23 protein-coding genes are annotated in these 24,254 nt (G+C 62.5%); 7 read left to right on the top strand and 16 right to left on the bottom strand.

Annotated features, from left to right (window positions below; all coding sequences use genetic code 11):
• Positions 1 to 4: 4 nt before the first annotated feature.
• Positions 5 to 1,006, bottom strand: coding sequence for a succinate--CoA ligase subunit alpha (gene sucD / locus KF691_00440; GenBank protein ID MBX3387899.1), 1,002 nt, complete (start codon positions 1,004 to 1,006; stop codon positions 5 to 7).
• A 134-nt stretch (positions 1,007 to 1,140) separates the two neighbouring features.
• On the opposite strand from sucD, the gene KF691_00435 reads away from it, so the two are divergent.
• The 3 genes from KF691_00435 to KF691_00425 all read left to right on the top strand — a co-directional run bounded on the left by KF691_00435 (position 1,141) and on the right by KF691_00425 (position 5,140).
• On the top strand, positions 1,141 to 1,893 hold the full coding sequence (locus KF691_00435) for a phosphatidylserine decarboxylase family protein (protein MBX3387898.1): 753 nt from the start codon (positions 1,141 to 1,143) through the stop codon (positions 1,891 to 1,893).
• 220 nt (positions 1,894 to 2,113) lie between these two features.
• Positions 2,114 to 4,168, top strand: coding sequence for a S8 family serine peptidase (locus KF691_00430; protein ID MBX3387897.1), 2,055 nt, complete (start codon positions 2,114 to 2,116; stop codon positions 4,166 to 4,168).
• Between the two features lie 66 nt (positions 4,169 to 4,234).
• Positions 4,235 to 5,140: a phosphatidylcholine/phosphatidylserine synthase gene (locus KF691_00425; protein MBX3387896.1), complete on the top strand. Its 906-nt coding sequence runs from the start codon at positions 4,235 to 4,237 to the stop codon at positions 5,138 to 5,140.
• A gap of 28 nt (positions 5,141 to 5,168) precedes the next feature.
• Here the strand turns inward: KF691_00425 and KF691_00420 are convergent, their stop codons facing one another.
• Positions 5,169 to 6,905: a hypothetical protein gene (locus tag KF691_00420; protein MBX3387895.1), complete on the bottom strand. Its 1,737-nt coding sequence runs from the start codon at positions 6,903 to 6,905 to the stop codon at positions 5,169 to 5,171.
• 185 nt (positions 6,906 to 7,090) lie between these two features.
• On the opposite strand from KF691_00420, the gene KF691_00415 reads away from it, so the two are divergent.
• On the top strand, positions 7,091 to 8,284 hold the full coding sequence (locus tag KF691_00415; GenBank protein ID MBX3387894.1) for an esterase-like activity of phytase family protein: 1,194 nt from the start codon (positions 7,091 to 7,093) through the stop codon (positions 8,282 to 8,284).
• A 58-nt stretch (positions 8,285 to 8,342) separates the two neighbouring features.
• On the opposite strand, the gene KF691_00410 is transcribed toward KF691_00415, so the two are convergent.
• Complete coding sequence (locus KF691_00410) at positions 8,343 to 9,596, bottom strand: tetratricopeptide repeat protein (GenBank protein MBX3387893.1); 1,254 nt, start codon at positions 9,594 to 9,596, stop codon at positions 8,343 to 8,345.
• A gap of 77 nt (positions 9,597 to 9,673) precedes the next feature.
• Between KF691_00410 and KF691_00405 the strand changes: the two genes are divergently transcribed.
• Positions 9,674 to 10,468: a hypothetical protein gene (locus tag KF691_00405; GenBank protein ID MBX3387892.1), complete on the top strand. Its 795-nt coding sequence runs from the start codon at positions 9,674 to 9,676 to the stop codon at positions 10,466 to 10,468.
• 14 nt (positions 10,469 to 10,482) lie between these two features.
• Here the strand turns inward: KF691_00405 and KF691_00400 are convergent, their stop codons facing one another.
• Entirely contained in the window at positions 10,483 to 11,103 is a 621-nt protein-coding gene (locus KF691_00400) for a DUF4126 domain-containing protein (protein MBX3387891.1), read from the bottom strand.
• A gap of 237 nt (positions 11,104 to 11,340) precedes the next feature.
• Between KF691_00400 and KF691_00395 the strand changes: the two genes are divergently transcribed.
• Complete coding sequence (locus KF691_00395; protein ID MBX3387890.1) at positions 11,341 to 13,137, top strand: DUF4434 domain-containing protein; 1,797 nt, start codon at positions 11,341 to 11,343, stop codon at positions 13,135 to 13,137.
• Between the two features lie 69 nt (positions 13,138 to 13,206).
• Here the strand turns inward: KF691_00395 and KF691_00390 are convergent, their stop codons facing one another.
• The 7 genes from KF691_00390 to KF691_00360 all read right to left on the bottom strand — a co-directional run bounded on the left by KF691_00390 (position 13,207) and on the right by KF691_00360 (position 18,650).
• Positions 13,207 to 14,142 (bottom strand): metallophosphoesterase, encoded by a 936-nt coding sequence (locus KF691_00390; GenBank protein MBX3387889.1) that lies wholly within the window; start codon positions 14,140 to 14,142, stop codon positions 13,207 to 13,209.
• A gap of 103 nt (positions 14,143 to 14,245) precedes the next feature.
• Positions 14,246 to 15,157 carry a serine/threonine protein kinase gene (locus KF691_00385; protein MBX3387888.1) on the bottom strand — a complete coding sequence of 304 codons (912 nt, stop codon included), beginning with the start codon at positions 15,155 to 15,157 and terminating at the stop codon, positions 14,246 to 14,248.
• 368 nt (positions 15,158 to 15,525) lie between these two features.
• Entirely contained in the window at positions 15,526 to 16,191 is a 666-nt protein-coding gene (locus KF691_00380; GenBank protein MBX3387887.1) for an N-acetylmuramoyl-L-alanine amidase, read from the bottom strand.
• A gap of 291 nt (positions 16,192 to 16,482) precedes the next feature.
• Complete coding sequence (locus KF691_00375; GenBank protein MBX3387886.1) at positions 16,483 to 16,650, bottom strand: hypothetical protein; 168 nt, start codon at positions 16,648 to 16,650, stop codon at positions 16,483 to 16,485.
• Between the two features lie 224 nt (positions 16,651 to 16,874).
• Entirely contained in the window at positions 16,875 to 17,699 is an 825-nt protein-coding gene (locus KF691_00370; protein ID MBX3387885.1) for a hypothetical protein, read from the bottom strand.
• 110 nt (positions 17,700 to 17,809) lie between these two features.
• Entirely contained in the window at positions 17,810 to 18,040 is a 231-nt protein-coding gene (locus KF691_00365; protein MBX3387884.1) for a hypothetical protein, read from the bottom strand.
• A gap of 55 nt (positions 18,041 to 18,095) precedes the next feature.
• Positions 18,096 to 18,650 carry an HIT domain-containing protein gene (locus tag KF691_00360; protein ID MBX3387883.1) on the bottom strand — a complete coding sequence of 185 codons (555 nt, stop codon included), beginning with the start codon at positions 18,648 to 18,650 and terminating at the stop codon, positions 18,096 to 18,098.
• 83 nt (positions 18,651 to 18,733) lie between these two features.
• Between KF691_00360 and KF691_00355 the strand changes: the two genes are divergently transcribed.
• On the top strand, positions 18,734 to 20,290 hold the full coding sequence (locus KF691_00355; protein MBX3387882.1) for a leucyl aminopeptidase family protein: 1,557 nt from the start codon (positions 18,734 to 18,736) through the stop codon (positions 20,288 to 20,290).
• Positions 20,291 to 20,315: 25 nt separating this feature from the next.
• Here the strand turns inward: KF691_00355 and KF691_00350 are convergent, their stop codons facing one another.
• The 5 genes from KF691_00350 to KF691_00330 form a co-directional block, all read right to left on the bottom strand.
• On the bottom strand, positions 20,316 to 21,107 hold the full coding sequence (locus KF691_00350) for a hypothetical protein (GenBank protein ID MBX3387881.1): 792 nt from the start codon (positions 21,105 to 21,107) through the stop codon (positions 20,316 to 20,318).
• Positions 21,108 to 21,197: 90 nt separating this feature from the next.
• Positions 21,198 to 21,764 (bottom strand): hypothetical protein, encoded by a 567-nt coding sequence (locus KF691_00345; GenBank protein MBX3387880.1) that lies wholly within the window; start codon positions 21,762 to 21,764, stop codon positions 21,198 to 21,200.
• Between the two features lie 300 nt (positions 21,765 to 22,064).
• Complete coding sequence (locus KF691_00340; GenBank protein MBX3387879.1) at positions 22,065 to 22,892, bottom strand: hypothetical protein; 828 nt, start codon at positions 22,890 to 22,892, stop codon at positions 22,065 to 22,067.
• A 30-nt stretch (positions 22,893 to 22,922) separates the two neighbouring features.
• Entirely contained in the window at positions 22,923 to 23,330 is a 408-nt protein-coding gene (locus tag KF691_00335) for a DUF2089 family protein (GenBank protein MBX3387878.1), read from the bottom strand.
• Between the two features lie 134 nt (positions 23,331 to 23,464).
• Positions 23,465 to 24,250, bottom strand: coding sequence for a hypothetical protein (locus KF691_00330; GenBank protein ID MBX3387877.1), 786 nt, complete (start codon positions 24,248 to 24,250; stop codon positions 23,465 to 23,467).
• Between the last annotated feature and the right edge of the window lie 4 nt (positions 24,251 to 24,254).

The following is a 24,254-nucleotide window of genomic DNA, read 5'->3' as shown; positions in this document are numbered from 1 at the left end:
GGCTTTACCCGCCCATCGCGCTCAACATCGCCGATCCCATGTCCGCCGGGCTCATCGCCACACTCACGCCCGCCGCTTTCAACGCAGAGATCTTCGCATCCGCCGTGTCATCCGCTCCTCCGATGATGGCCCCCGCGTGACCCATGCGCCGGCCGGGCGGCGCGGTGCGTCCCGCGATGAACGCCGCGACCGGCTTCTTCAATCGCCCACTCTTGCGATTCGCCTCGATCCACTTCGCGGCATCGATCTCGTCGCTGCCGCCGATCTCGCCGATCATCAATATGCCGTGCGTCTCCGGGTCTTCGGCGAAGAGTTCGAGGCAGTCGATGTGATTGAGTCCGCGCACCGGGTCGCCCCCGATCCCGACGCACGTGCTCTGGCCGAACCCGAGATTCGAAGTCTGCCACACCGCTTCGTAGGTGAGGGTGCCGCTGCGGCTGACGATGCCGATAGCTTTACCCCGCTTGCTCTGGCTCACATGCGTGTGGATATAGCCTGGCATAATGCCGATCTTGCACCCAGCGCTTGTGAACGGCGCGCCCGGTTCGCCCGTCATGCTGCCCGCGTTCGTCCGCGGTCCCGGAGTGATCACGCCCGGGCAGTTCGGCCCGACCAGCACGAACTTCCGCTTGCTCGCGGGCGTTTCCGGCCCGCCGTTGAGTTCGTCGAGCACCGAGCGCACGCGGATCATGTCCTGCACCGGCACGCCCTCGGTGATTGCGCAAATCACGCGGATCCCGGCTTCCGCCGCCTCGAGAATCGCATCCGCCGTGAACGCCGGCGGCACGAAGATCATCGTCGCGCTCGCGCCCGTCTCACGCACAGCCTGCGCGACGGTGTCGAAGATCGGGAGCCCGTTCGCGTCCTTGGTACCGCCCTTGCCGGGCGTGACGCCCCCGGCCATCTTCGTTCCGTAGAGAAAACAGCCCTTGGTGTGCACCGCCCCGAAGGAGCCGGTGATGCCCTGACAAAGAACCTTCGTGTTCGCGTCGATCAGAATCGCCATAGGGGGAGGAGTGTAGATGCTCGAAAGCCCCCTCCCGAAGAGACTGGTTTAGGATGGGCGGCTGGACAAGCACTCGCGCCGGCGAACCCGGCTGCATTTCCCTTTTCAGCGATTCTGCCGTAAACAATCCCTCGATGACCGCTCCCAATCCACCGGCGTCCTTTGTCGGCAAGCCCTATCCGTCCCGTCCGCCCATTATCGCGCAGGATGGTTGGCTGATCATCTCATTCTTTTTCTTTCCCACGCTCTTTGCGATCGTGGTTGCGATCGGCCTACGCAACACCGCCGCGGCGATTCCACTCTTCGCGATCGCGCTGGTCATGACCGCTTTCACAGCTTGGGCGTTCTGGTTCTTCCGCGATCCGGAGCGCAAGCCGGGCGCCAACGAAGACCTCTCCCTCGCGATGATCTGCCCGGCCGACGGCGTGATCGTCAAGATCGATTCCGCCGCGCCGCCCGCCGAGGCGAGGGAAGCCGTCGGCGAAGAACCGACGCCGCGCACGCGCATCTGCATCTTCATGAATGTGTTCAACGTGCACGTGAACCGCGCGCCGCTCGCGGGCACCGTGCAGGCGATCGCCTACAACCGCGGCAAGTTTTTCAACGCGAGCTTCGACAAGGCGAGCGACCTCAACGAACGCGCCAGCCTCGTGCTCACGCTCGCCGACAACTCGCGATTCTTTGTCGTGCAGATCGCGGGGCTTGTCGCGCGGCGCATCGTGAGCAAAGTGCGGGTCGGCCAGGTTCTAACAGCCGGCGAGCGCTACGGACTCATCAAGTTCGGGTCACGTGTGGATGTGTACCTGCCGCCGGGCTTCGAACCGGCTGTTCAGCTCCGCGACAAGGTCTTCGCCGGGCAGTCAATCATCGCGCGCCGGGCGGGCTGATGGCGCGGATTCGAGTGCTCCGAACGGGCACCAGACCGACGGGCGCCTGTTTCATTGTGAAGTTTTGATTGGAGCCACGGAATTGGCCGCAGGAATGGCTTGATTCCAACGCTGATTTCCGTAGGCTGGAAACGAGCGAGAGGGTTTTCGCCGCGGGAATTCTCCGCGATCGTCCTCTCGGCATTGGAAGTGAGCGCGCTGCGCTCAGGAGTGGCGATCGATGAATACTTCACGCACCGGAGCGTTGATTCTCTGCGCGGGCTTTGCTGCTTCGATGATCGGGAATTCCGCCATCGCCGCGGACCCGCTCGAGGCATATCTCGACAGGATTCGGCTCAATCAGTTGCTCGCCACCGCGAATCTGACGGGCGCCGGGATGAACATCGGACAGATCGAAGACGGTGCGCCGCTCGACACGCATGTGTCCCTCGTTGGCAAGGTGAATACGCAGCCCGGGATTCCCGCGGCAGCTGCCGCCGCGATTGACCACTCCACCGGTGTTGCGGCCCTGCTGGTGGGGCAGCGCAAAGTCGCGGGCGGCAACTTCCAGGGCGTCGCGCCCGGAGCGACTCTTTGGAGTTCTCCGCTTGGTCCGGCCGGCGGAAGCACCGACGAAGCCACCCTGCTGAACGCGATGAAGAGTGCCGTCGATTGGCAATTGACCGCGCCGCGTACGAGCGTTGTCAACATGAGCTGGGGTGTCTTCTGGAACGAGCCGGCCGCGCTGCGCAATGGCGTGAATCGAATCACCGACTGGGCCGGAACGCAAGGGCAGCTCTATGTTGCCGCGGCGGGAAACCAGGGCCAGCAGGCCGGCGACGGCGGCAACATGACCGGCAATCTCGCGAATCCCGGCAACTCGTACAACGCTCTCACCGTCGGCAATTTGGACGGTCCGGACTGGAAGCAGATCCGTCCTGCATCGAGCGTGTCCGAAGTCGGGAAGCGTTTGAGCGTGGATATTTGCGCCCCCGGCACCAACATCAATTCCGCCGGCAACGCCTCCAACGACACTTACAAGAACTGGACCGGCACGAGTTTCGCAACCCCGATTACCGCGGGTGTGGTTGCGTTGCTGCAGCAGCACGGCGGGAACAAGGGCTTTTCCACGGACACTCGGGTGATGCGCGCCGTCATTATGAACAGCGCGGACAAGACCGTGCAGAATCGTGCCGGCGATCGCTGGGACAAGCAGTTCGCGGCGGGCGCGAAGTTCATGAGCAACGAAACCGGAACCGGCGGCCTCGACGCCATGGAAGCGTACAACCAGTACAACGCCGGTCAGGGCCATGCCACGCTGAAGAAGGGCACCTCCACGCACGAGCCCTTGGTGAAGGCGACGGGCTGGGATGTTGACACCGTGGACGGCAAGGGCGCCGCGAACGGAAACGACTACATCACCGCGGCCGAACTTCGCAAAGGAACGTATCTCACCTCCACGCTCGTCTGGAATCGGGATGTCGTCGCCACCGATGCCGACGTGACGAAGTGGACATACGCCGACCTGGCGGGAATGAACCTCTCGATCGGCAAGGGCACGGTCGGCAACGTCGTGAGCCTGTCGAACTATGGCGAAAAATCGGGCGGCGGCGAAGACGACGCATCCAAGGGAACCACGCAGCACAACGTCTACAAGACCGACGCCCGCTCGCAGTACACGATCAGCGCGTACCTGCGCACGACCAGCCCGATCGCCAACATCAAGTACGGCCTGGCATGGCGCGGCTATGAGATGGTCACCAATCGGGTCGAAGAGTTCAACGGCGGCTTCGACGGCGATCGCGGCGCGTACCGCGACAACGGCTGGTTCCAGGCGGTCAACACGGTGACGTTTGGGCAATGCGTGCGCGAAGGCTGGATGGGCGGCGGTGACGACAATTGGGCGATGCGGATGGTGAGCGGACTCGGGATCAACGCCGGTGTCGCGCAGGAGGTGGTGCGGCCGTTCTCGTACTTCGTCATCACCTTCGACATCGCGTTCGAGGCCGCCGACTTTCTCTCGCGCGTCGATGTGTTCCTCGGAAATCTCATGATGGGCTCGGTCTTCGCCGACGGGACGAACACGAAGTCCTTCCAGTTCATTTCCGATTTCTCGCTCGATGCGACGCAGCTCGCCGCCCTGACGCCCGGCGCGTTCGTCGATCTCTCCTTCAAGTTCGTCTCGGTGAACGCCAATGCCGCGTACATCGACAACATCGCGTACGTGCCGTCGAGTTCGGCGCTCGCGCTGATGGGGTTCGCGTGCGTGATCTCCGGGGGGCGCCGGCGACGCTGAGCCGGCAATTCCAATCTGATTTCAAGGCCGCCTTCGGGCGGCCTTTTTGTTGGCGATGATCGGTCCGTGCGGGTCAAAAGCACCGGCGGCGATCCGGGCGAACAATTGAACGACGTGTTTCTCAAGTTCCCAACTCGTCATAGCGCCGTGCCGCTCCGGGCAATCCTGCCCAACATGATCACGTCGGTGGCGCTCGCCTGCGGCCTTGCAAGTATCCACTTCGCCATGCAGAGCAAGTGGGAGAACGCTCTGATCGCGATCGCGCTCTCGGCCGTCTTCGATGCGCTCGACGGTCGCGCCGCGCGTTTGATGCGAGTCACCAGCAAGTTCGGCGCCGTGCTCGACTCGCTCTCCGATTTTGCTTCCTTCGGCATTGCGCCGGCTGTTCTTCTGTACCAGTGGATGCTGCGCGATTCGGAAGCCGTGCGTCCGGAGCCGCTCTTCATGATGAGCGTTCTCACTTTCGCCATGTGCTCGGCGATGCGACTCGCTCGGTTCACAAGCGCCAAGCCCGCCAAGAAAGGCAATCCCTTTGCAACGCGGTTCTTCGTCGGCATGCCCACTCCCGCCGCGGCGGGCGCCGTGCTGCTCCCCGTTCTGGTCTCGCTCTCACCCTCGATCCACTGGCCGATGCCCCCGATCGCCATCGCGATCTACATTTTCTTTGTCGGCGCGCTGATGGTGAGCCGCGTGCCGATGTACAGCTTCAAGAAAATCCGGATCCATCCGCGCGCGGTGGTCCCGCTCTTCATCGGCGTCGGATTGCTCGTGTTTCTCGCCGCGAAAGACACCTGGCTTGTCGCGATTATTCTCGCGGGCGGATACCTCCTTTCTGTCCCGCTCGCGTGCTGGTCGCACTATCGACTCAAGAGGCAACTCGCGGAGCAGGCGTTCCGCATGCTCGAGGGTCACGACGCGATGATCGAGCCCGATGAGAAGCCGCCTTCCCGTTTGAAATTGGGTCGGCGCTGATTCTCTGATACCGGTGCGAGCGGGCTTCTCAGCCGCATACCAACTGGTCGTACGCCGCGACGAAGAGCACGAAATCCGCGTCGTCCACGAGCCCGTCGTGATTCAGGTCGGCGCGGCACGCCGGCGGCATCGCGGCATCGGCGCAGAGCAGCACGTTGTAGCTGTACGCGAACATGACGAAATCGGTGTCGTCCACCTGGCCGTCGAGATTGAAATCGCCGGCGCAGTTCTCGATGCAGCCGTCGGGAATCCCGTTATGATCCGAGTCGGTCGAGAATCCGCTCGCGATATCGCACGAGTCGGGCACGCCGTTCTTGTTGCAGTCCGGATCAAAGCCGAAGGAGATGTCCACCGAATCGTCGCGGCCGTTTCGGTTGCAATCTTCCGGTCCGATACGGATGTAGTAGACATCCTGCCCGCCGGTGAACGTCGCCGACATGATGACGCTTGCGCCCAAATCGTCCGATTCAATGTCGTAGTAATCGCCGATCTTGTTCTGGTTCGGCTGCCCCACGGTGGAATTGAAGATGTTGGTCACCTGCAGCGCATCGCTCCAGGTGGTTCCGCCGTCGTTCGAGCTGATGTACATCAGTTTCGAGTTCGTCAGAGCGCCGGTGCCGTCGGTGCTGTTGTACACGACGTCGAGGCGCCCGTTCGGCGATACGCCGATCGTTCCGAACCACTGCCAGGATGTGTTCAGTGCGGGCTCCGGGTTGATCTTCTGAGGAGGCGAGAAGGTCAGCCCGCCGTCCGTCGAACGGACGAAGTTGATGTCGCCGGGATCGGTCCCGACGGGATCAACCGTCGCCAGCAGATACACCCAGCCGCGCCGGGGTCCGTTGGAAGCATCGACGACAACCTGCGATTGCCCGAGCAGGCCGCCCGGGTTCGGAGTGCCGCCGATCCTCGCGGTCCCACCCATGTTGACGGTCGACCAGGTGAAGGCCGGCGTCGCCAGCGCATCGTTCGCGTTGGACGACTTCACCAGGTAAAACGTGGAAGTGGAGGACGAGTTGGGTGTTCCGAAGACGTACACCTCGCCGTTCGGGCCGACGTAGTTCGTTCCAAACACGGGCGAGACCGGGAGCTGAATCGGATCCTCGAAGAAAAACCCGTCTGTCGCTCGCGCGAAAGTGTTTGGCGCGTAATTGTTGCCCGCGGTGTTCCAGCTCTCATACAGAAAACCGCGACCAGGACCGCTCGTTCGGTCGATCGCCATCCAGGTTTTGTCGCCGCCGAACGCGGGATAGGGCGCGGCCCAAGTCTTCCCCCCGTCGTACGAGAGAAAGTTCCACCCGAAGAAATCGCCGGTCAGCGAGTTGTAGAAAATGACACCGTCCGAGTTCGCTCGAAGCACCGGATCAGATCGAAACACTCCGGGGTTAAGTGTCGAGGCATGCCAGGTGCGTCCGCCGTCGTTCGACCACGCGACCCCCGCCTGTCGGAAGTTGCTCGCGATCGTGTCGAATTGACGCCAGCCCACCGCGATTCGGCTCGGAGCGGTCGGATCGTGCGCGAGCGAAGGTTCGTTCGCCGCGTCACCGACAATGTTCTGCTGCGACGGTGTGACGTTCACCTGCGTGACGCGAACCACCGGAGTCGCGGCGAGCGGCAAAAGTTCCTGACCGGGCGGAGTTGTCTGCAAAGCCGGGCGCAAAAGGGCCGGCGGGTTATCGGGCTGCTCAAGTCTGGTTGGCGATTCGTCCGCGAGAACCGCTACGCCAGCCAGGAAAATCGCCGCCGACCCGCCGATTTGGTGCCGCATCGCATGCTCCTCACCTCCCACAAGTCCCTGGAATCCGCATCAACCTGAAAGTATGTCCGAAAGAATGCGTCACCGCTTTCAATTTCCTGCAAACATGCCGATGATTTGCAGATTCCGCGTCCGCCCGACACTGTTCGCGACGTGAGAAGCGGCTGTTTCTCGCAAACCTGATCGATCGAAAATGTATGTGGACCCACCTCCTCAAGCTTCCGATCGCGTTGGGCCTTGCTTCGTCCGCGAGCGGCGCTCCGTTGGCGGTCGAATTCAAAGGCTCGACAGCGCTCGGCACTTCCGCGATCGATCAGAATTCCGTCGGTTTCACCGTGGCTGGACTCAGCGGGCTTGCTCGCGTCTCGGGCGAACGGTACGTCGCGGTGATGGACAATTCGAACAAGCTGGTCTTCGTTGACATAGCGATCGGCGCCGACGGCTCCATTTCGACCGCGTCCATACCGCTCGGCATCGGTGGCGGCCGCGCACTCGCAGATGTCCGCGACTTTGAAGATGTTGTCTTCACCGGCGTCGCACGCGATCGCGTACTGCTCGCCGAAGAGGGCTCTCCGGAAGTTCGCGTGTACACCGTGACATCCGGGGCGTTTGTGTCCGCAATCGACCGCCCCGCGATCTTCGCGAGCCGGCGCGCCAACTTCGGCTTTGAATCGCTCTCGCTCGATCGCACGCACAGCAGGATGTGGACGTGCAACGAAGAAGCGCTCACGGTCGACGGCTCCCAATCAACTTCTGCCGCAGGGACTCTCGTGCGTCTGCTCAAATACGACTTCACGTCCGAGGCCCCGAGTGCGCTCGCTCAATTCGCGTATCTCACCGAGCCCATCCACGGTGCCGTCATCAGCGGGGCGCGCAGCGGCGTTTCGCAGGTGCTGGCGCTCCCGAATGGAAAACTTCTGGTGCTCGAACGCTCGTTTGCCCTCGGCGCGACGTTCTTCCAGACGCGGATCTATGAAGTCGATATCTCGGGTGCGACCGACGTCTCGGCTTTCGGTTCGCTCATCGGTTCCACATACACCCGCGCGACCAAGCGGCTGCTCTACAAGGGGGATCAGACCAACCTCGAAGGGCTCTGCCTCGGGCCCGCGCTCTCATCGGGCGGTTATGCGCTCCTGGGCATCGTCGATGACGGTGATCCGATCAGTGTCAACAGGGTGGTCGCATTCCGCCTGACGGGCGATGTGGATAGCGTGTGCCCCGCCGACCTCAATAGCGACGGCGTTGTCGATGATGCCGACTTCGTGCGTTTCTCGCAGTCCTACGACTTGCTTCTCGATCCGGTCGGCGACCTCAATCTCGACGAGATGGCCGACGACAACGACTTCGTGCTGTTTGCCGCGGCGTACAACGAGCTGCTCTGTTCCCCATGACCTGCCGCTCCGCGCGAGGCTGTGACGCGGCTGCGTCATGGAGCGATCAAAGAGCGTGCTACTTGATGGGAGCGGGGTTTCCCATCGCACCGCCCCCGCCCTGGCGGGGTTGGCGGATGTGCAGGCCGAGCGCCGCATCCATCGCATTGGCGATGTCCGGTTCAAGCCCGGCATCCGCGGCACGCTTGAGCATCCGGCGTGCGAGCTCATATCGCCCGTCGGCCTGCATCAACACCGTCACCATCAGCCAGCTCGAGGCGCTCCCGATTCGATTGGCATACTCCACCGAGCGATTGATCAACGACGAACGCCGCGCCGCGTTGAGCCCGAGTGCGTTGATATCCAGATCGCGGTTGGAGAGCGTCGGGTCGAGTGAATACGCCCGGCGCATCATCGCGGCCGCATCGTCTGGCTGGCGTGTGTCGAGCAGCGCGAGCGCGAGCACCCGCATGGCGCCGGTGTCTTCCTTGTCCTTGCGAACAGCTTCCGCGAGGTACTTCACCGCGGCATCACTCTGTCCGTCCCGAAACGCCGCGACGCCGTAGTCGTACGCGCTCGGCGCCGGCGCGGGCGCCGCCATTGCTTGTTCCGCGATGGCGCGTTGGGTCGCCCCCGGAAGCAGATTCGGGTCGTACAGATACGTCAGACCACCGAACGGGCCGGGTACATAGGGCGGAATCGGATACCCGTTCCAATACACCGCGTAGTTCCATCCGTTCCAAACAACCCAGCCATTCCAGCCCCACGGCCACCAATTCCAGCCCGGCGGGCAAACCACCGGCGGCGTCGGGCAGGGCTGATTTGGGTTGTTTGGCAATTGCGTCGCGCCCGGCGGCGTCGGCACGGATCCAGGCTGCACGCCGGGAACTCCCGGAACCGCGCTCGGGAAGCCCTGATTCCCGCGATTGAGAATCGGCAGCGTGTTGGGATTGAGCACCGGGAGCGTGTTCGAATTCAGCATCGGCGACGTGTTCGAATTCAGCACGGGAAGCGTGTTGGAATTCAGCACCGGCAGCGTGTTCGAGTTGAGCACCGGAAGCGTTCCGGGCACGTAGTCGGGCTTCACGTTCCACTGATTCGAAGGCGCAAACATGCGGCCGGTCGTTCCGAAACCACGCCCCGCAAACCCGTTGTTCATCGGCATGGATGGCCCAAGCCGCGGCGTGACCCCGAAACTGCCGGCTCCCCGAAACGAAGACATGGGAGTGTTGGCTCGGATTGCCGCCGGCGGCGCCGCCCAGCAAAATGAGGCGATCGCCAAAGCGAGAATTGCCCCGGCCTTGAAACTCGATACGCTCTCGGCCTTGTTCATCGACGTGGCTCCTGGCCCCGCACGCAGATTCCAAAACCCCGACCGCCCGCCACGATACCGTACAAGTCTATCAGATCATGCCCCAACGCGGATCCCCTATCCCTTCCCTGATTCTCCGGTACGTGCCCTTCGCGGCAGCAGCCGCCGCGGCCTGTGTTTCGGCTTCTTGCGGGGTCTTTGGCGGTGGATTGACCCGCGGCACCTCGCTTGCCTCGGCCGAAACCGGCTACGTCCTGAACATGACGCCCCGATACCAGGCGTATTTGTCCGCCGATATCAACACGGCCGACTTCTTTCTCTCGGACCTTCCTGCCGACGCCTTTGCTGATGGCGCTGACCTCAGCCAGTTTTCCGGAAGCCTCGTGCAGATTCATATGTTCCTCGCGCCCAAGGCCGGTTCCACTCCGATCGAGTTTTCCGCGACTTCCGCGACCGTCCGCCAAATCGTGTTCGCCAATGGACAGATGGGGATGTACTCAGGAGGAGGCTTCCTCCTGCCCAGCGGAACGGCGGGCGACAGCACGTTCGGCGGCACGATCCACAGCGCGTCGATGCGGCTCACCGGGCGGACGCCGGGCTTCGCCGACAAACTCGGCCCCGCCGAATTCGCGAGCGGGCTGAGCGTTCCGAAGGATGTTTCGCGCGCCAAGCGCATGTCTCTGCTCGTCGAACGTGCGTACGCGCAGATGCCGATCCGCATTCTGCCCAAAATCCTCGGGCAGGATCAGCAGGATGCGATCAACGAGATCCGCGGCGAATTGGGTGAGGACACCTCGGAATCGACGCCCGATTCGATGATCGAGAAGCCGACGCAGGCGAATCCGGGCACGGCGCCAGCGCCTTCACCAAAGCCCAACACCGGACCGTATTGATTTCAGGGCATTGCCTAGGCGAGTGCGAGCGACCGCCGCCTTCGACGGATCAGTGCGATTGCGACGCCGACCACCAGAATCGCACCGATCGCAAGCACGATGGGAGTCAGAACCGCGAGCACGCTGGCAACGGTCGCGAGCACCGACTCAGCAGCGGCGTAGAACGGATTGGCGATACCGCCGGTGGTGGCCGTGGAGACGACGCGCCCGCCGGCGCTTGTCGCCTGGGTGATGCCCGCGGCAGCGATTCCGGATGCCGCGGCAGCGCCGAGGCCCGTCGCGTAAAGCGTCTGATTGATCAGACCGCTCACATGGTCGCCCGAAGCGAGCGTGGCGTGCAGCTCGGGCGCGACGAGCCCGATTGAAAGGAGAGCGCCCGCGAGCCAGCCGGCTGGTGCGCTCAGCGCATCCAGCGCATGATCGACCGCCGGAATGCAGTATCCAACACCTTCGGCGACGCTCAAGAACGCGAGCACGCCGAGCGCGACCCAGCTCGATGTCCACGCCAGTGCAGGCGCGAGCTCCACGAGATTCAGGCGCTGCGCGATCCCCGCGATCAAGAGCGGCACGAAGATGCGCAGGCCCCCCGCGGCGGACAAGCCCAGACCGACACACACTGCCGCGAGGAGTTCCATGTGTGCTTCTTGGGATTCTCGTGCCCCGGGTTTTGCCAGAAAACGAGCCCGCGATAACGGCCAAATGACCAGCGGATGCGATCGGTGCGAAGAATCTCTCGGACACCTGCGGCACGCGTGCGCTCACGCGGTTCAGTTTCATCGGAATTCGCTTCTGTTACATGAACAACGGGCGGATTCACGAATGTACGCTCATTCGTTCGGCGCTCGCAAGAGCCGACACCGGAGACTTCCCGAATGACGCCCAACCGCTTTCGTCGCAAATTGTCCGCTGTCGCGATGCTTGCCGCGCTCGCGTGCGCGCCGATGCTCTTTGCAGCCCCTGTCAAAGTCGATCTCGTCCAGAAAGACGGCAAGTGGCAGTTGATACGGGAAGGAAAGCCGTACTTCATCCGTGGCGGCGGGGGCGACGGCAGCCTCGAAACGCTCACGGCGATCGGCGGCAACTCCAAGCGCACCTGGGGTGCCGACAACATCGATCGCCAGTTGGACGAAGCACAGAAACTCGGGGTGACCGTCGCCGTCGGAATCTGGCTCGAGCACGAGAGACACGGCTTCAACTACAGCGACGAGAAAGCGGTCAAAGCGCAGTTCGAAAAAGCCAAAGCCGCGGTCATGAAATACAAGGACCATCCGGCCGTGCTCGTGTGGGGCATCGGCAACGAGATGGAGGGGTACGCCAAGGGCGACAACCCGAAGATCTGGCAACACGTCAACGACATCGCCAAGATGATCAAGCAGATCGATCCGAACCATCCGACGATGACCGTGATCGCCGAGATGGGCGGTGAGAAACTCCCCTGCATCAAGAAGTACTGCCCCGATCTCGACATCGTCGGCGTCAACGCCTATGGCGGAGCGAAGAGCGTGCCCGAGCGATACGCCGCCGCGGGCATGACCAAGCCCCTGATCATCTGCGAGTACGGACCGGCGGGTACTTGGGAAACTCCGAAGAACGCGTACGGAGTGACGCCTGAAAAAACCAGCACCGAAAAGGCCTCGGTTTACCGAGACGCAGCGGCGGCATACGAGAAGAGCCCGCTCTGCCTCGGCTCGTACGCGTTCATCTGGGGCGACAAGCGCGAAGCGACGCTCACGTGGTTCGGTATGTTCCTGCCGACGCCCGGCAAAGAGCGCACGGGCGCGATCGATGCCCTGCAGGAAGTTTGGACCGGAAAGCCACCGGCCAACCGCGTGCCGGTCGTCGAGCCGCTCAAGATCGCGGGCACGGACAACGTGAACGGCGGCGACACGGTGAAGGCCTCGCTCAAGGCGTCCGACCCCGAGAATGATCCGATCAAGGTGGAGTGGGTGCTCAAATCGGAGCTCGATCCGAGCGAGGGGGGCGATGCGGTTTCGGAGCGACCTTCACATCCCGAGGCGATCATGCAGTCGTCGAATTCGGAAGTCACGCTAAAGATGCCGAAAGAAGGCGGCGTTTACCGGCTCTACGCGTTTGTGACTGACAATCACGGTGGTGGCGCGGTGGCGAATGCGCCGCTCCACGTAAACGGCCCGAAGTCGAGCGCCGCGCCGAAGCCGAAACTGCCGTTCGTGATCTACTCCGACAGCGCCGAAGGACCGTTCACGGCGTCGGGATGGATGGGCAATACCGGCGCCATCTCAATGGACCCCGCCTGCACAGACAACCCGCACTCCGGGAGCGCGTGCCTCAAACTGCAGTACAACGCGCCCGACAACTGGGGAGGCATTGCCTATCAGAGCCCGGCGAATGACTGGGGCGATCAGCCCGGCGGCTACGACCTCACCGGCGCCAAGCGGCTTTCCTTCTGGGCGCGGGGCGACGCGGGGGGCGAAAAGATCGAAATCAAGGTCGGCACGATCGCAAAGGACAAGAAGTATCACGACACCGCGATCGTCGCCAAGCCGATCACGCTCACGAAAGACTGGCAGAAGTACGAAATCGATCTCCGCGGCAAAGACCTCAGTGTCATCAAGACCGGCCTCGTCTGGTCGCTCGGTGGGCAAGGCAAGCCCGTGACGTTCTATCTCGATGATGTGCAGTTCGAATAGACCGTGGAATACCGCTGGCCGGCGTCTCGATCACACGGGGTCATCGGACTTCGCATCCGGGACGATTGTTCAGTCCACGACCGTGTCGTTCATCTGCACCACCCGCTCCATCGCCTGCGCCGCCGTCGGTGGGTCGGACAGGTCGATCGGCAGGTAGACGCCGCGCTCGTGATCGGTGTTGAGCACGACGGCGTTTGGCGGGACCAGGTATGCGCCCTCCGGCGCTTTTTCGTGCCCCAGAATGAACAGGTTGATCCCCCAGCGCTCGACCAGGTCTTCGAGCTGTTCGGCGTCGTATCCCCGTCCCCAGATCATGATGTGCGCCGCGCCGGTGCGCGGTTCGTAGTCTTCGCGCGTGAGTTCGCGAGCGAGCACCGACGGATCGAAGCGCTGCATCATGGCAAGACCCGGGAGCGAATGCGCGCAGAGAATGTCGATGCCGCGCGATCCGTCCGGCTTGTTGCACTCGCAGCGCAGCGCCAGAGGCATCGCGAGCACGAATTCCCGGATCGCCTCGAGCACCTCGACCGATGATTCGCCGAACACGTTTTCGAGCCCCGCGTTGAATGCATCAACGACTTTCACGCCGTCCTTGACGATGCCCGCGCCCATGATCTGCGAAAGTTCGTGGTTGCCGAGCAGCACGTGCACGTATTCCGGAAACTCGGCCTTGAGCGAGGCCACGCGCGCCAGCGCGCGATACGAGTAATCGACACCGTTGAGCAGGTTCGGCGGATGGATGATCTCGTGCAGCGTCAGGTGTGCGGGGTCGTCGCCTCCGAGCCCCGCAATCTCGACAAGTTTCTTGAAATTGATCGGGTGGTCGTGCAGATCGCCGGTCGCGATGAGCCGCCCCGGTGCGCGGATCACGTCGATCGAGCCGCGCCTGCACTTGGCGTCCCGGCATGCCGCGGCACCCGCGCGAAACAACTCGCATACTTGCGACGCGTCCTGAAGTCCGAGGTGTCCGATCGCGGCTGGTTGCAAATGCTGTCGTCCCTGCACGGGTCCGCAATCCGGCGGATCCCGGTGCCTACACATCGGCTGTCTTGGTCGTCCCCGCGCGTCGAATCACGCCGGCTGGGAGCAGGTGGATGGGGGTCGAAGATCAGGCCGCGGAGTCTTCCTGACTCTCATTGGTCTCGGAGGCGGGTCCGGTTCGCATCGCAACGAGCTTGGCCCGGATGAGATTGAGGCGGTCGGCGACGACCTTCATATCAGCCGGACGCTTCTCCGGATCGATCTCGAGGCAATGCATGATCAACTCACCCAGCATCGTCGGGATGCGTGGGTTGAGCGTGTGTGCCGGAACCGGTTTCTCGAGCAGACTGTCGTCGATCTTTCCGAGCAGGCTGTCGGTTTTTCCAAGCGCCGTGGGGATGTGTTTGCGCGTCAGAATCCAGTACATCGAGGCGCCAAGGTTGTAGACGTCGGTCTTCGGCGTGATCGGGCGGCAGTGCACCTGCTCCGGCGCGATGTAGTCGGGCGTGCCCTGAATGCGTTCCTTCACCGTATCGATCCGGCATGACTGCCCGAGATCGATGATCTTGGCCGTGCCATCGGCGGTGACCACGATGTTGTTCGGCTTCATGTCCGCGTGCACGAATCCGCGTGCGTGCATGTGGTGAAGGGCTTCGGCCGTCTGCTCGAAGATGTGGACCGCGTCCTCGAAGGTCTTCGGGGGCTTGACCTCCATGGAAACCCCGTCCACAAGTTCCATCACCAGGTACAGGTGAATGGTCTCGAGGCTGAGCATGCTTCGGCCCCGCTTGATCATCTTTTCGATCTTGCGGATGGACGGGTGGTCCATCGCCTGGGCAACGTGGTACTCGGCTTCGGCCTGATCCAGGAATCGCTGGTCTTTGGGCTCGAGCTTCTCGACGTGCTTGAGCGCCCAGATATGGCTCTCCTTGTCCTTGACAAGGTAGATTGCCGATGCCGCACCGCGACCGAGCTCGGAGAGGACTTTGAATCCCTCGACCGTTTCGCCCTTCTTGTACTCGGTCCCTACGCGGCTCATTCCAAGCACGTCTCCGGAATCGCATTCCCGCTGTCACCCGCCATTGCAACGGCCCGCCGTGATCACCCGATCCCGGCGCTTGGTGAATTCATCTTTCGTCCTGCCACTCGCCGCTGCCCGAGAATCGGGACAACGCCCCGTCTTGCCATCTGCTCGAACCTGGGGACTCCATTCGTCGTCCGGACCGAACCCGAACTTCAGCCGCGAGTGTAGCTCGCCCTGCGGGTAGCCCAAACGCCGCGGCGGTGTTCACGTTGCCTTTATTGGCAAAAAACCGATCACGGTTCCAAGCCGCTTCGCATGATCGACGGTTATTTGGCCGAGTTTTTCGATTTGTACCGAGCCGACGCTCCGGCCGTCACCCATTGTTATGGAAGCGCGAGCTGCTCCCGGAACGCGGCACCGGGGAAATAGCGGCCCGGACCGGCGCCTTTCACCAAATCGTCCTGCAGAACGATGCGCTCACGGGGGATGTCGAGCTCGCGACAGAGCGCATCGACAAGTTGTGTCAGGCGACGCATTTGCGCGTCGGTGAAGCGACCCCTGTCACCGTTCCCGACGAGGCAGATGCCGATCGAGTTGCGGTTGTACCAGTCGGCCTTGGGCCCGATCGCGTGGGCGCCTGGTTGCTGGCGGAGCCAGCGCGAACCGACATGCAGTTCACCGTCGTCGAGGCCGTTTCCGTTCCCGATGACGAAGTGATAGCCGAGCCCGGCAAGTCCATTCGCATGGGCTTCCGACTCGAGCGATTGAGGTGTTGCGTACGGCGAACCGGTGTGATGAATCACAATGGCTTGCCACTGCTTGGCATCGAGCGGAGCCTTGGTGTTGAAGATGACCTCAACACTGGTCGCGGCGGCCGGGGCGATCAGCGCAGGGAGATTCATTCCGTCGATGCGCGGGCTGGCTTTGCCGTCCATCGCGTACAGCGCACCGCCAAGCAGCGTCATCGTCGCCACCAGCGCGCCCCAGACGTTGCGGGAGCGGGCGCTCAACAAATCCTTGCCGGCATGAGCCTTCGAACTACGGGGCATCCACCCTTCCTTCGCGCAAAGCACCTGCTGGCGCTCTGTTCACTCTGTCCTCGATACGCGCCGGGGTCAAGTGGTCCCCGGCGGTTACACGCATATTCATCGTCGCGCCGCGCTCACACAATTCAGCGAAAGGCGCGTGCTGAGCATGCAACTTTAGACTTTTTTTCGACACGCGGCGATGTTTGTTCCGCGCATTTCAGAAAACAAATCAACAGCTCGCGTCACGCTTGAACCAGACCACAAGCCGCGGTGGGTGGCCTTTTCGAAAGCCGACCGAAAATGTTCGAAACCTCATTCCTTGGGCAACAAGCGACCGCGCAGGTTTGGTCTCTTGTAGCCAAACTCGTCGGTATAAACCGTTGCCGCACGCTGATCGCGCACCGCGTCGTAACGGTCGTACTGACTGCGCGGCTCATCCGGAGCGAGCAAGGGCTCTTGACACCCTGCGACCGAAAGCATTCCACCGAGAAGGATTGCCCTTACTAAGTGCGAACGACGACCAGGTTTTTCGGTGAGCTGCGCCAGATCCAGTCGCTCCGGAATCCCGAATTGGGACCAAAAACAAGTGTACCGTCCGAAAGAACAGACGGCACACCGAGGAGAGAGGAGATGGATCGGCTTTTCAGCCAAACCCATATACGGACGCGACTTGCAGCCGGTTCGCGCTTCTCCGCCGACCCCGGTCACGCTTTGGGCATTTCGACGGAAGGCTGCGTCATCAACATGGCGGAAGGGGAGGCCTCCCCTTGAGGTTCGCTTGTGGGAGGGAAGGCGGTCTTTTCCATTTCCAGCACCCATTCTTCCAAGGGCACATGCCGCAAGAGGTCGAGCCTGACTTCCTGGCCACCGAGCGAAGGCGCGCCCTCGCGAACCTTGAGGAAGATAAGGAACTTGTCCCACTTGCGCTTGTCGTAGACGACGACATCCGTCGCGGCAATCGACTGTCCACTCGGAAGCGTCAGCGTCTTGGACTCGGGATCGAAACGGAAGACCGTCGAGACTGTCCGAATGAGCACGGCGATCATCGCCAGTGCCGCGGCGGAGCACACAAAGAAGATTCCCCATTGAACGGGAATGTCGAGGCGCGAAAGAGCCTTGGGCGCTTCGGTCGTCTTGCTGAATCGCTGCTCGAGTGCCTCGAGCGTGCCGCGCGGATCGGTGATCTGGGTTCGGGATGGATCGAGGCGCGAGGCGTTGCGGAGCGCAGCGAGCCAATTCATCCGGGCCGTTTCAACCGGCGAGAGTGTCGCGGTCTTCTGGCGCTCGATGAGGCGCTGCAAATCCTCTTCCGGATCCTCGATAGAAGTCCGCTCAAGCACACCGGGCGAGAGCGCGGCCTTGAGATACTGCCACTTCAGAAAGTCGGCCGCCCGCTCACCTCCCTTGGGGTAGGCAATCGCCGCGTCATAGAGCGCCCACATCGCAAAGCCGCAGATCGCCAGGATGAAAATCATCTGCTTGCCGAGCCACTTGGGAGAGGCCTTGGTTCGAAGTAACGTGTCTGACATGGGAATTCCTGCGGGGCGGGTTCGATCGGAATGGCCGACAGAGCGAACGAGGGGCCGATCGCGGACGGTGAGCGTATACGCCCATCGGCAATCTCCGTGGGCCGCTTCACTTAGAGGAAGATCGCCCGGAAGGCTCGACGCCACCAGCGCTCGCAGATCGCGCGCCCGCGGGTCGTCGCCGTGAACTCATCGAATCCGCCCGAGTCGGCGCGTTTGACGGGTATCCGAGGCAGATCGAACTGCCCTCGCCGCAGCGCCTCGGTCAGCCAGGCGCTGTGCTCGTCACGCATGCGCTGCGCAACTTCCTCGATCGGACGGGAACGGAAGAAAAAGAGGCACACGGCTCCAAAGGGTAGCCGAGCCGTCAAGATCGGTCGTGGGCCGCGATCCCCACACTCAGAACGTCCCGGCTTTTCGGATTTCTTCCCACGCCCCGCGGTAGCGGGCGGCCATGACGGCAAGCGACGTATTGATCACACGCACGTGGCCGACGATGTTGAGAAAGTTCACATCGCCGCTCCAGCGCGGCACAAGATGCACATGCAGGTGATCGGGAAGCCCGGCGCCCGCGGCTCGCCCCTGGTTGACCCCGATGTTGATTCCCTGCGGGTTGATCGCGAGCCGCATGAGCTCGGCGCCCAGATCGGTGAGTCGCCAGAGCGCCGCGCGCTGCTCGGCGGAGTAATCGAGCAAGGATGGGCGCGCCTCACCGAGCGCGACAAGCAGGTGCCCGCCCGAGTAAGGGTACATATTGAGCAGGATCATCCCGACATCGGTGCGGACCACGACGTGGTTCGCCTCGTCGCGCTCCGGGTGCTGCCAGTAGTCGAGCAGGAACGAACCCGTCGAGGGCTTCTTCTCGTCGAGCGATTCGATGTAGTCCTGTCGCCACGGCGCGTGGAGCGAATCGGGGCGGGCGCTCGGATTTGCCGGCCTTTGCGGTTCGGGCATCGCAACGAGTGTAACTCGATCGGGTACACGAGCAACGTAGACTTGCGGCTCGTTTTTCTTACGCAGGCTCGAAAGGGAAGAACATGTTCGATTCGATTCGCTACACCACCAAATCGTCCAAGACTGCCGCGCTCGTCGTCGGCGTTTTTTCCTCGGACTCCAGGCAGGAAGGTTCGAAGCCCGTGCTCGATGCCGCGACGGGGAAGATCGTGGCGGGCGTCGGTGGGGGGGCGAGCGAGGCGGTGAAGAACGCGATCGCGCGTCCGGAGTTCGAGGGCGCGATGGGCTCGACGGTCGAAGCGTTCGCCGGCAGCGGGGGCAAGACGCGCATCATCGTCGTCGGGCTTGGAAAGAAGGACAAGTTGAGCACCGAGACGCTCCGGTTCGTCGGGGGCGTGATCGGTCGAAGACTCGCCGCGGCAAAGGCGACGAGCGCGACGATCGAGCTCGCGAGCGCGGTGAAATCTTCGGGCGCCGGCATCTCCGCGTCGAGCGCCGGGAGTGCGGTCGGCGAAGGACTCGGGCTCATCGGCTGGGTGTGCGATGAGTTCAAGGGGAGCGTGACAAAGAAGAAGGATGCCAAGGGGAAAGAAGTCAGCCCGAGGACGAAGTTGGACGTGGCGTCGAGTGATTCCAAATTCGGCGCGGGTGTGGAGCGGGGTCTGGGGCTGGCCGTCTCGGCGAATTTCTGCCGCACGCTGAGCCAGACTCCGCCGAACATCGCGACGACTTCGTACATGGCGCAGCAGGCGCGGTCGATGGCGAAGAAGGTGGGGCTCAAGTTCAGCGTGCTGGAAGGCGCGGCGCTCGAACGCGAGAAGATGGAAGGGCTGATCAATGTCGGCAAGGGGAGCATGTACAAGCCGTGTCTGGTGCGGCTGGAATACTCGCCCAAAGGGAAGAACAAGAACGCCAAGCCGCTGGTGCTCATCGGCAAGACGATGACGTACGACACGGGCGGCCTGTCGCTGAAGATCAATAACGGCATGGTGGGCATGAAGCGCGACAAGGACGGCGGGTGCGCTGTGCTCGGTGCGATGCACGCCATCGCGACGGTCATACAGCCCAGCCGGCCCGTCGTCGCGCTTCTCTCGATCGCGGAAAACAGCATCAACGAGGAGGCCTATCGTCCGGACGATGTGATTACCTATCGCAACGGCGTGACGGTCGAAGTGACCAACACCGACGCCGAGGGCCGGCTCGTACTCGCCGATGCGCTCTGCTGGGCCTGCGAGAAGGAAGACCCGAGCGCGATCATCGATCTCGCGACACTCACCGGGGGCGTGGTCGTCGCGCTCGGCAGCACGTTCGCGGGCATGTTCTGCGAGAACGATGCGCTCCGCGCAAAGGTGGAGGCTGCGAGCGCCGCCAGCGGCGAGCGCGTCTGGCGCCTGCCGATGCACCAGGAATACCGCGACCTCATGAAGAGCCCGGTGGCGGACATTCTCAACAGCAACGCGAACCGCAAGGCGCACCCGATCCAGGGCGCCGCGTTCCTTTCCTACTTCGTCGAAGACAACATCCCGTGGTGCCACCTCGACATCGCGGGCGTGCACGTCGCCGACGGCAACAAGGGCGCGTTCATTGACGGGCCGACAGGCTGGGGAACGCGGCTGCTGGCGGAGCTGGTGGACGCGTAAAGCAGTTTGAACGCAGAGCCGCGAGCTAATACATCATCGCAGCCACGCTCGGCGGCTCAGCGCCCTTGAGGAGGGCAATCAGGTCCTTGCGCATCCAGCTGAACATGTTGTAGTACATGATCATGGCGATCAGAGGCGCGAGAAAGCAGAGAAAGAACACAAAGAGAACCGGTCCGAGCCACATCAGGAGCTTGGCTCGCTTCGCGATCCGCTCGCTCGGTATGCGCGGTGCGAGCCACCTGGTGTAAAGCATCACCGCGAAATACTGCACGATCCACGCGAGGCCGCCGATCGCACTGGCGACCAACTGAAGCCCGCCGGCGCCGCTCAATGAACCTGTGGTCATCCCCGCGCCTCCATCGCCGATCATCAAAAGCACGAACTGCGCGATCGCCGCGACAACTGAAACAAGCAGCATGATCCGAACGATCCGCCTGGGCTGCTCACCCCGGTTCTCGCTCAGCTGGCCGGGATCGGGCGAACTGTACAGGTAGTAGCCGTAGATGGAGATTCCGCTGGCGGCGAGTCCGATCACGCCGGAAAGAATTGTCGCGCCCGGTCCGATCACGGCCACGAGCGCGATGCCGATGATGAAGTTCAAGATGACGAGAAGGATTCCCGCCATAATGAACGTCACGCCTCGCAGCAGCGCGCGAAGGTACGCCGCATCGCTGAACGCGAGCAGGTCGCCGCGCAGCGAGCGCTCGATCGGCGTGGCGCACTCGGGGCAATTTCCGGTTGCCGGAAGGCCCTGCAGGTTGTATCCGCACTTGATGCAGGGGCGTACTTCGGCGACAGCTGGGGTCAGATCGGTCATGGGGAAAGAGTGTACAAATCGGCAGGGATTCGGAGATCCGAACCGTGGGCATGAGCGTTCATCAAATGAAGGCAGTGCATTCCACTCGCGCTACTCCGCAGGGACTTGTATGGGTTTCTGCTGCTTGGCGATCTCCGTGAGCGCCTCTTTCACCCACGAGAACAGGTTGGAATAAAGAATCGCGGCGATCAGGGCTGGGATGACTGCCCAGTAAAAAAGGCAAAGCAATGGACCGAGCCACATCAACAATCGCGCCCGTTTGTAGATACGCGGGCTCGGAATCAACATGGCGAGCCAGCGTATATAGATCATCGCGGTAAAGAACTGAACAATCCATGCCGCGACCGACGCAAATTGCAAAAAGGAGCGGATGAGGCCTGAATGGTTTGCGAGCGGCGACTGCGGCGCAGCCCACCAGTTTGGGAAGGCGACCTGCTGCATTGTAATTGCCATCGCAGAGAGAGCGGCAACGAAAACAGTTATGCGGATCAGGCTGCGCACGCGATGGCCGGTAGCGTCGCTGGGTACCCCCGGATCGGGCGCGCTCAACAGCCACCAGCCCACCGGAAAGAGAATCACGCCCGCCATCGTGGCGAGCAGAGAAGTGATCATGCCTATGTCGAACAAGATGCTGGACGACAAGTTCGCCATTGCCATTGCGAAGACAAGGACCAAGAAGAGCGCATTCGAACCGACGATGAGGTTGATCGAGGATTCGACGAGCAGCGCGCCACGGCGGAGTCTGGCGAGATACTTCGGGCTGCGAAACAGCAGGAGATCGCCGCGCAGTGATTATTCAACCGGCGAGCCGCACTCGGGGCAGTTCGCGGTTGCGGGCAGGCCGGTGATGTCGTACCCGCAGCCGAAGCAACGGTCGGTGTTGGGCGCGGGTGCGTCGGCCAAGCTTCTGAGATTCCCCGATCGGTTGGCCCGGGCCGCGTGGGCGCGAATCTGAAATTACGACTCAGAAACAGGGCGGCCGATGCCTCGTTGTTGTTCGGCAATCTGTGTCAGCGCTTCTTTCACCCATGAAAGCAGGTTGCCGTACAGAACGAGCGCAATCAGGGGCGGGATCAAAAGGCAGTATGGCAGCGAGAGCAGAGGTCCGAGCCACATGAGCGTGCCGGCCCGCTGGTAAATGCGGAGATTGGGAATCTGCTTCGCGAGCCACCGCAAATACACCATCGCGGAAAAAAACTGCACAAGCCAAGCGGCGAGTGTCGTGAACTGCATGACTGTGCGAATCAGCTCCAGCAGTTGAGAAAAAACCGAGGAGGCGCTCCCGGAAAAGAGCTGGCCACGGAAAATCATTTCGTTCGCGGCACTCACCAGTGAAGAAAAAACAGTGATCGCAACCGTGACACGGATCAGACGCCTCGCCCGTTGTTCGCCCGCGATATCGGCGCGCCCGGGGTCGGGCGAACTCAGAAGCCACCAACCGATCGGGAAAAGAACCAATCCGGCGAGAAACACCAGCGTCAACACGATGATTCCCGCGCCGAAGAACCAGGTGTTGTGCATGCCGGCAACCGCGAGCGTGAGGACGTACACAAGCATCAGAGCGAGCGATCCGACCGTCAGATTGATGGAGGTTTCCACCAAAAACGCGCCACGTCGAAGCTTGAGGACATACTCGGGCTGGCGAAAAACGAGCAGGTCGCCGCGCAGTGAGTCTTGCACGGGGCTCCCGCACTCCGGACAGTTTGCCGAATATGCAAGGCCCGTGAGTTCGTACGAGCAGTGAATGCAGTGAGCGATCGGTGTCGGACCAGAATCGTCGGACATGCGCTGATTCTAATGATGATTCGTGCTTGTTCAGCCGCCGCGCTCAGCTCGGACGGCTTCTCGGATGAGATCCGCGGCGTCCGCCGCAAGGTCTCCCCGCGCGATCATCTGCTCGAGAAGTTCTGCGATGCCGCCCGGCTCACGCCCGGCGATGATCACCCGCAACCGCTCGATCACCCGATCCAGCCGAATCCGAATGGTGGGGTAACTCACTTCGTACGCGCTCGCGAGTTCCTTGAGCGAACCCGAGCAAAGCACAAGGTGGACGATCAGGTCCTGATCCTCTCGCGGCAGTCTCGCAAGCGGGTGAGCCGCTGCTTGTTCGATCGCCGCCGCATCCCGCAACTCGCTCGATTGCGGCCGCTCGCTCGAAGGCCTTGGTCTCGCCTTCACGCTGGCGGGAAACTTGGGCACACCGTTTGGAAAATTGAAAGCCATGCTTTCGGATTGTGAAAGATGTTTTTAGGATTGTCAAACGCCAGCTTCGACTAGTGGTGAGTAGTGGTGGGGCCGGAGTGATCCGCCGCCGATAATTCCAGCTCGGGTAGATAGGGACGAGTTCCAACCGCCAATCATCCGCCCGATTCCGACCTGATCCTCTCCCTCGCAGAACCCAACAGCCAGGCCATCAGGCCCAGCGGGACAACACGGGTCGCCGTCCCGAAAATCAGCGACGCAACAAACGCCGCGGCGATCGCAACGGGCAGCAGCCAGCTCATGGACTTCGCCATCCCGAGCAGGCGATGGTCGGGGACGCGCACAGCGAGCCAGCGCGTGTAGTTCACAAGCCCGGTCGCGAGCGTGAGCCAGCAGGCGAGATTCCAGAGTGCGCCCGCCATGATCATGATGACGGCCGAGAGTGACAGTGCCGCGGGGCTTACCCCGATCGCGATCGTCGGCAACGGCGCGCGAAGCGCCACGAGCAGTTCGAATATCGCCAGCAGGAGCAGGCCCGCCGCGGCACACTTCATCGCGCGCTTGTTCGTCCGCGCCTGGTCCTTGATGTGCAGACCGGGGTCGTCAATCGTGAGTTTCCAGACGCCGAAGACCAGCAGCGCCGCGCCTGCGATATCGAGAAACACAAAGTACTTCTGCGTGCCCGGAGTAAAGAGGAATCCGATCAGGTGCCAGCGCACGAATCCCGCGGCAATATAGATCGCAAGCGCGACCATCGCGACCAGCGCCCCCAGCCGAAGCGAGGCGAGATAGCCCGGAGAAGAGAGCCCGAGTCGGCGCTTCTCGAGCGACTCGGCGATGGAGAGCCCGCATTCGGGGCAGACACCCGTCGGCGCAAGCCCGCGCAGCTCGTAGCCGCAGCGCAGGCACATGGCGGTGCTTGTTGGCGATTCGCCTTCCACGAGC

The organism is Phycisphaeraceae bacterium (genome assembly GCA_019636555.1).
In the GTDB taxonomy this organism is placed as follows: Bacteria; Planctomycetota; Phycisphaerae; order Phycisphaerales; family UBA1924; genus JAFEBO01.
This window is presented reverse-complemented; position numbering and strand designations above follow the sequence as displayed.

Excerpts from the sequence above, each read along its gene's own strand:
- sucD (MBX3387899.1), bottom strand. The coding sequence starts at position 1,006 with ATGGCGATTCTGATCGACGCGAACACGAAGGTTCTTTGTCAGGGCATC.
- KF691_00435 (MBX3387898.1), top strand. The coding sequence starts at position 1,141 with ATGACCGCTCCCAATCCACCGGCGTCCTTTGTCGGCAAGCCCTATCCG.
- KF691_00430 (MBX3387897.1), top strand. The coding sequence starts at position 2,114 with ATGAATACTTCACGCACCGGAGCGTTGATTCTCTGCGCGGGCTTTGCT.
- KF691_00420 (MBX3387895.1), bottom strand. The coding sequence starts at position 6,905 with ATGCGGCACCAAATCGGCGGGTCGGCGGCGATTTTCCTGGCTGGCGTA.
- KF691_00415 (MBX3387894.1), top strand. The coding sequence starts at position 7,091 with ATGTGGACCCACCTCCTCAAGCTTCCGATCGCGTTGGGCCTTGCTTCG.
- KF691_00410 (MBX3387893.1), bottom strand. The coding sequence starts at position 9,596 with ATGAACAAGGCCGAGAGCGTATCGAGTTTCAAGGCCGGGGCAATTCTC.
- KF691_00405 (MBX3387892.1), top strand. The coding sequence starts at position 9,674 with ATGCCCCAACGCGGATCCCCTATCCCTTCCCTGATTCTCCGGTACGTG.
- KF691_00400 (MBX3387891.1), bottom strand. The coding sequence starts at position 11,103 with ATGGAACTCCTCGCGGCAGTGTGTGTCGGTCTGGGCTTGTCCGCCGCG.
- KF691_00395 (MBX3387890.1), top strand. The coding sequence starts at position 11,341 with ATGACGCCCAACCGCTTTCGTCGCAAATTGTCCGCTGTCGCGATGCTT.
- KF691_00385 (MBX3387888.1), bottom strand. The coding sequence starts at position 15,157 with ATGAGCCGCGTAGGGACCGAGTACAAGAAGGGCGAAACGGTCGAGGGA.
- KF691_00380 (MBX3387887.1), bottom strand. The coding sequence starts at position 16,191 with ATGCCCCGTAGTTCGAAGGCTCATGCCGGCAAGGATTTGTTGAGCGCC.
- KF691_00375 (MBX3387886.1), bottom strand. The coding sequence starts at position 16,650 with ATGCTTTCGGTCGCAGGGTGTCAAGAGCCCTTGCTCGCTCCGGATGAG.
- KF691_00370 (MBX3387885.1), bottom strand. The coding sequence starts at position 17,699 with ATGTCAGACACGTTACTTCGAACCAAGGCCTCTCCCAAGTGGCTCGGC.
- KF691_00360 (MBX3387883.1), bottom strand. The coding sequence starts at position 18,650 with ATGCCCGAACCGCAAAGGCCGGCAAATCCGAGCGCCCGCCCCGATTCG.
- KF691_00355 (MBX3387882.1), top strand. The coding sequence starts at position 18,734 with ATGTTCGATTCGATTCGCTACACCACCAAATCGTCCAAGACTGCCGCG.
- KF691_00350 (MBX3387881.1), bottom strand. The coding sequence starts at position 21,107 with ATGACCGATCTGACCCCAGCTGTCGCCGAAGTACGCCCCTGCATCAAG.
- KF691_00345 (MBX3387880.1), bottom strand. The coding sequence starts at position 21,764 with ATGGCAATGGCGAACTTGTCGTCCAGCATCTTGTTCGACATAGGCATG.
- KF691_00340 (MBX3387879.1), bottom strand. The coding sequence starts at position 22,892 with ATGTCCGACGATTCTGGTCCGACACCGATCGCTCACTGCATTCACTGC.
- KF691_00335 (MBX3387878.1), bottom strand. The coding sequence starts at position 23,330 with ATGGCTTTCAATTTTCCAAACGGTGTGCCCAAGTTTCCCGCCAGCGTG.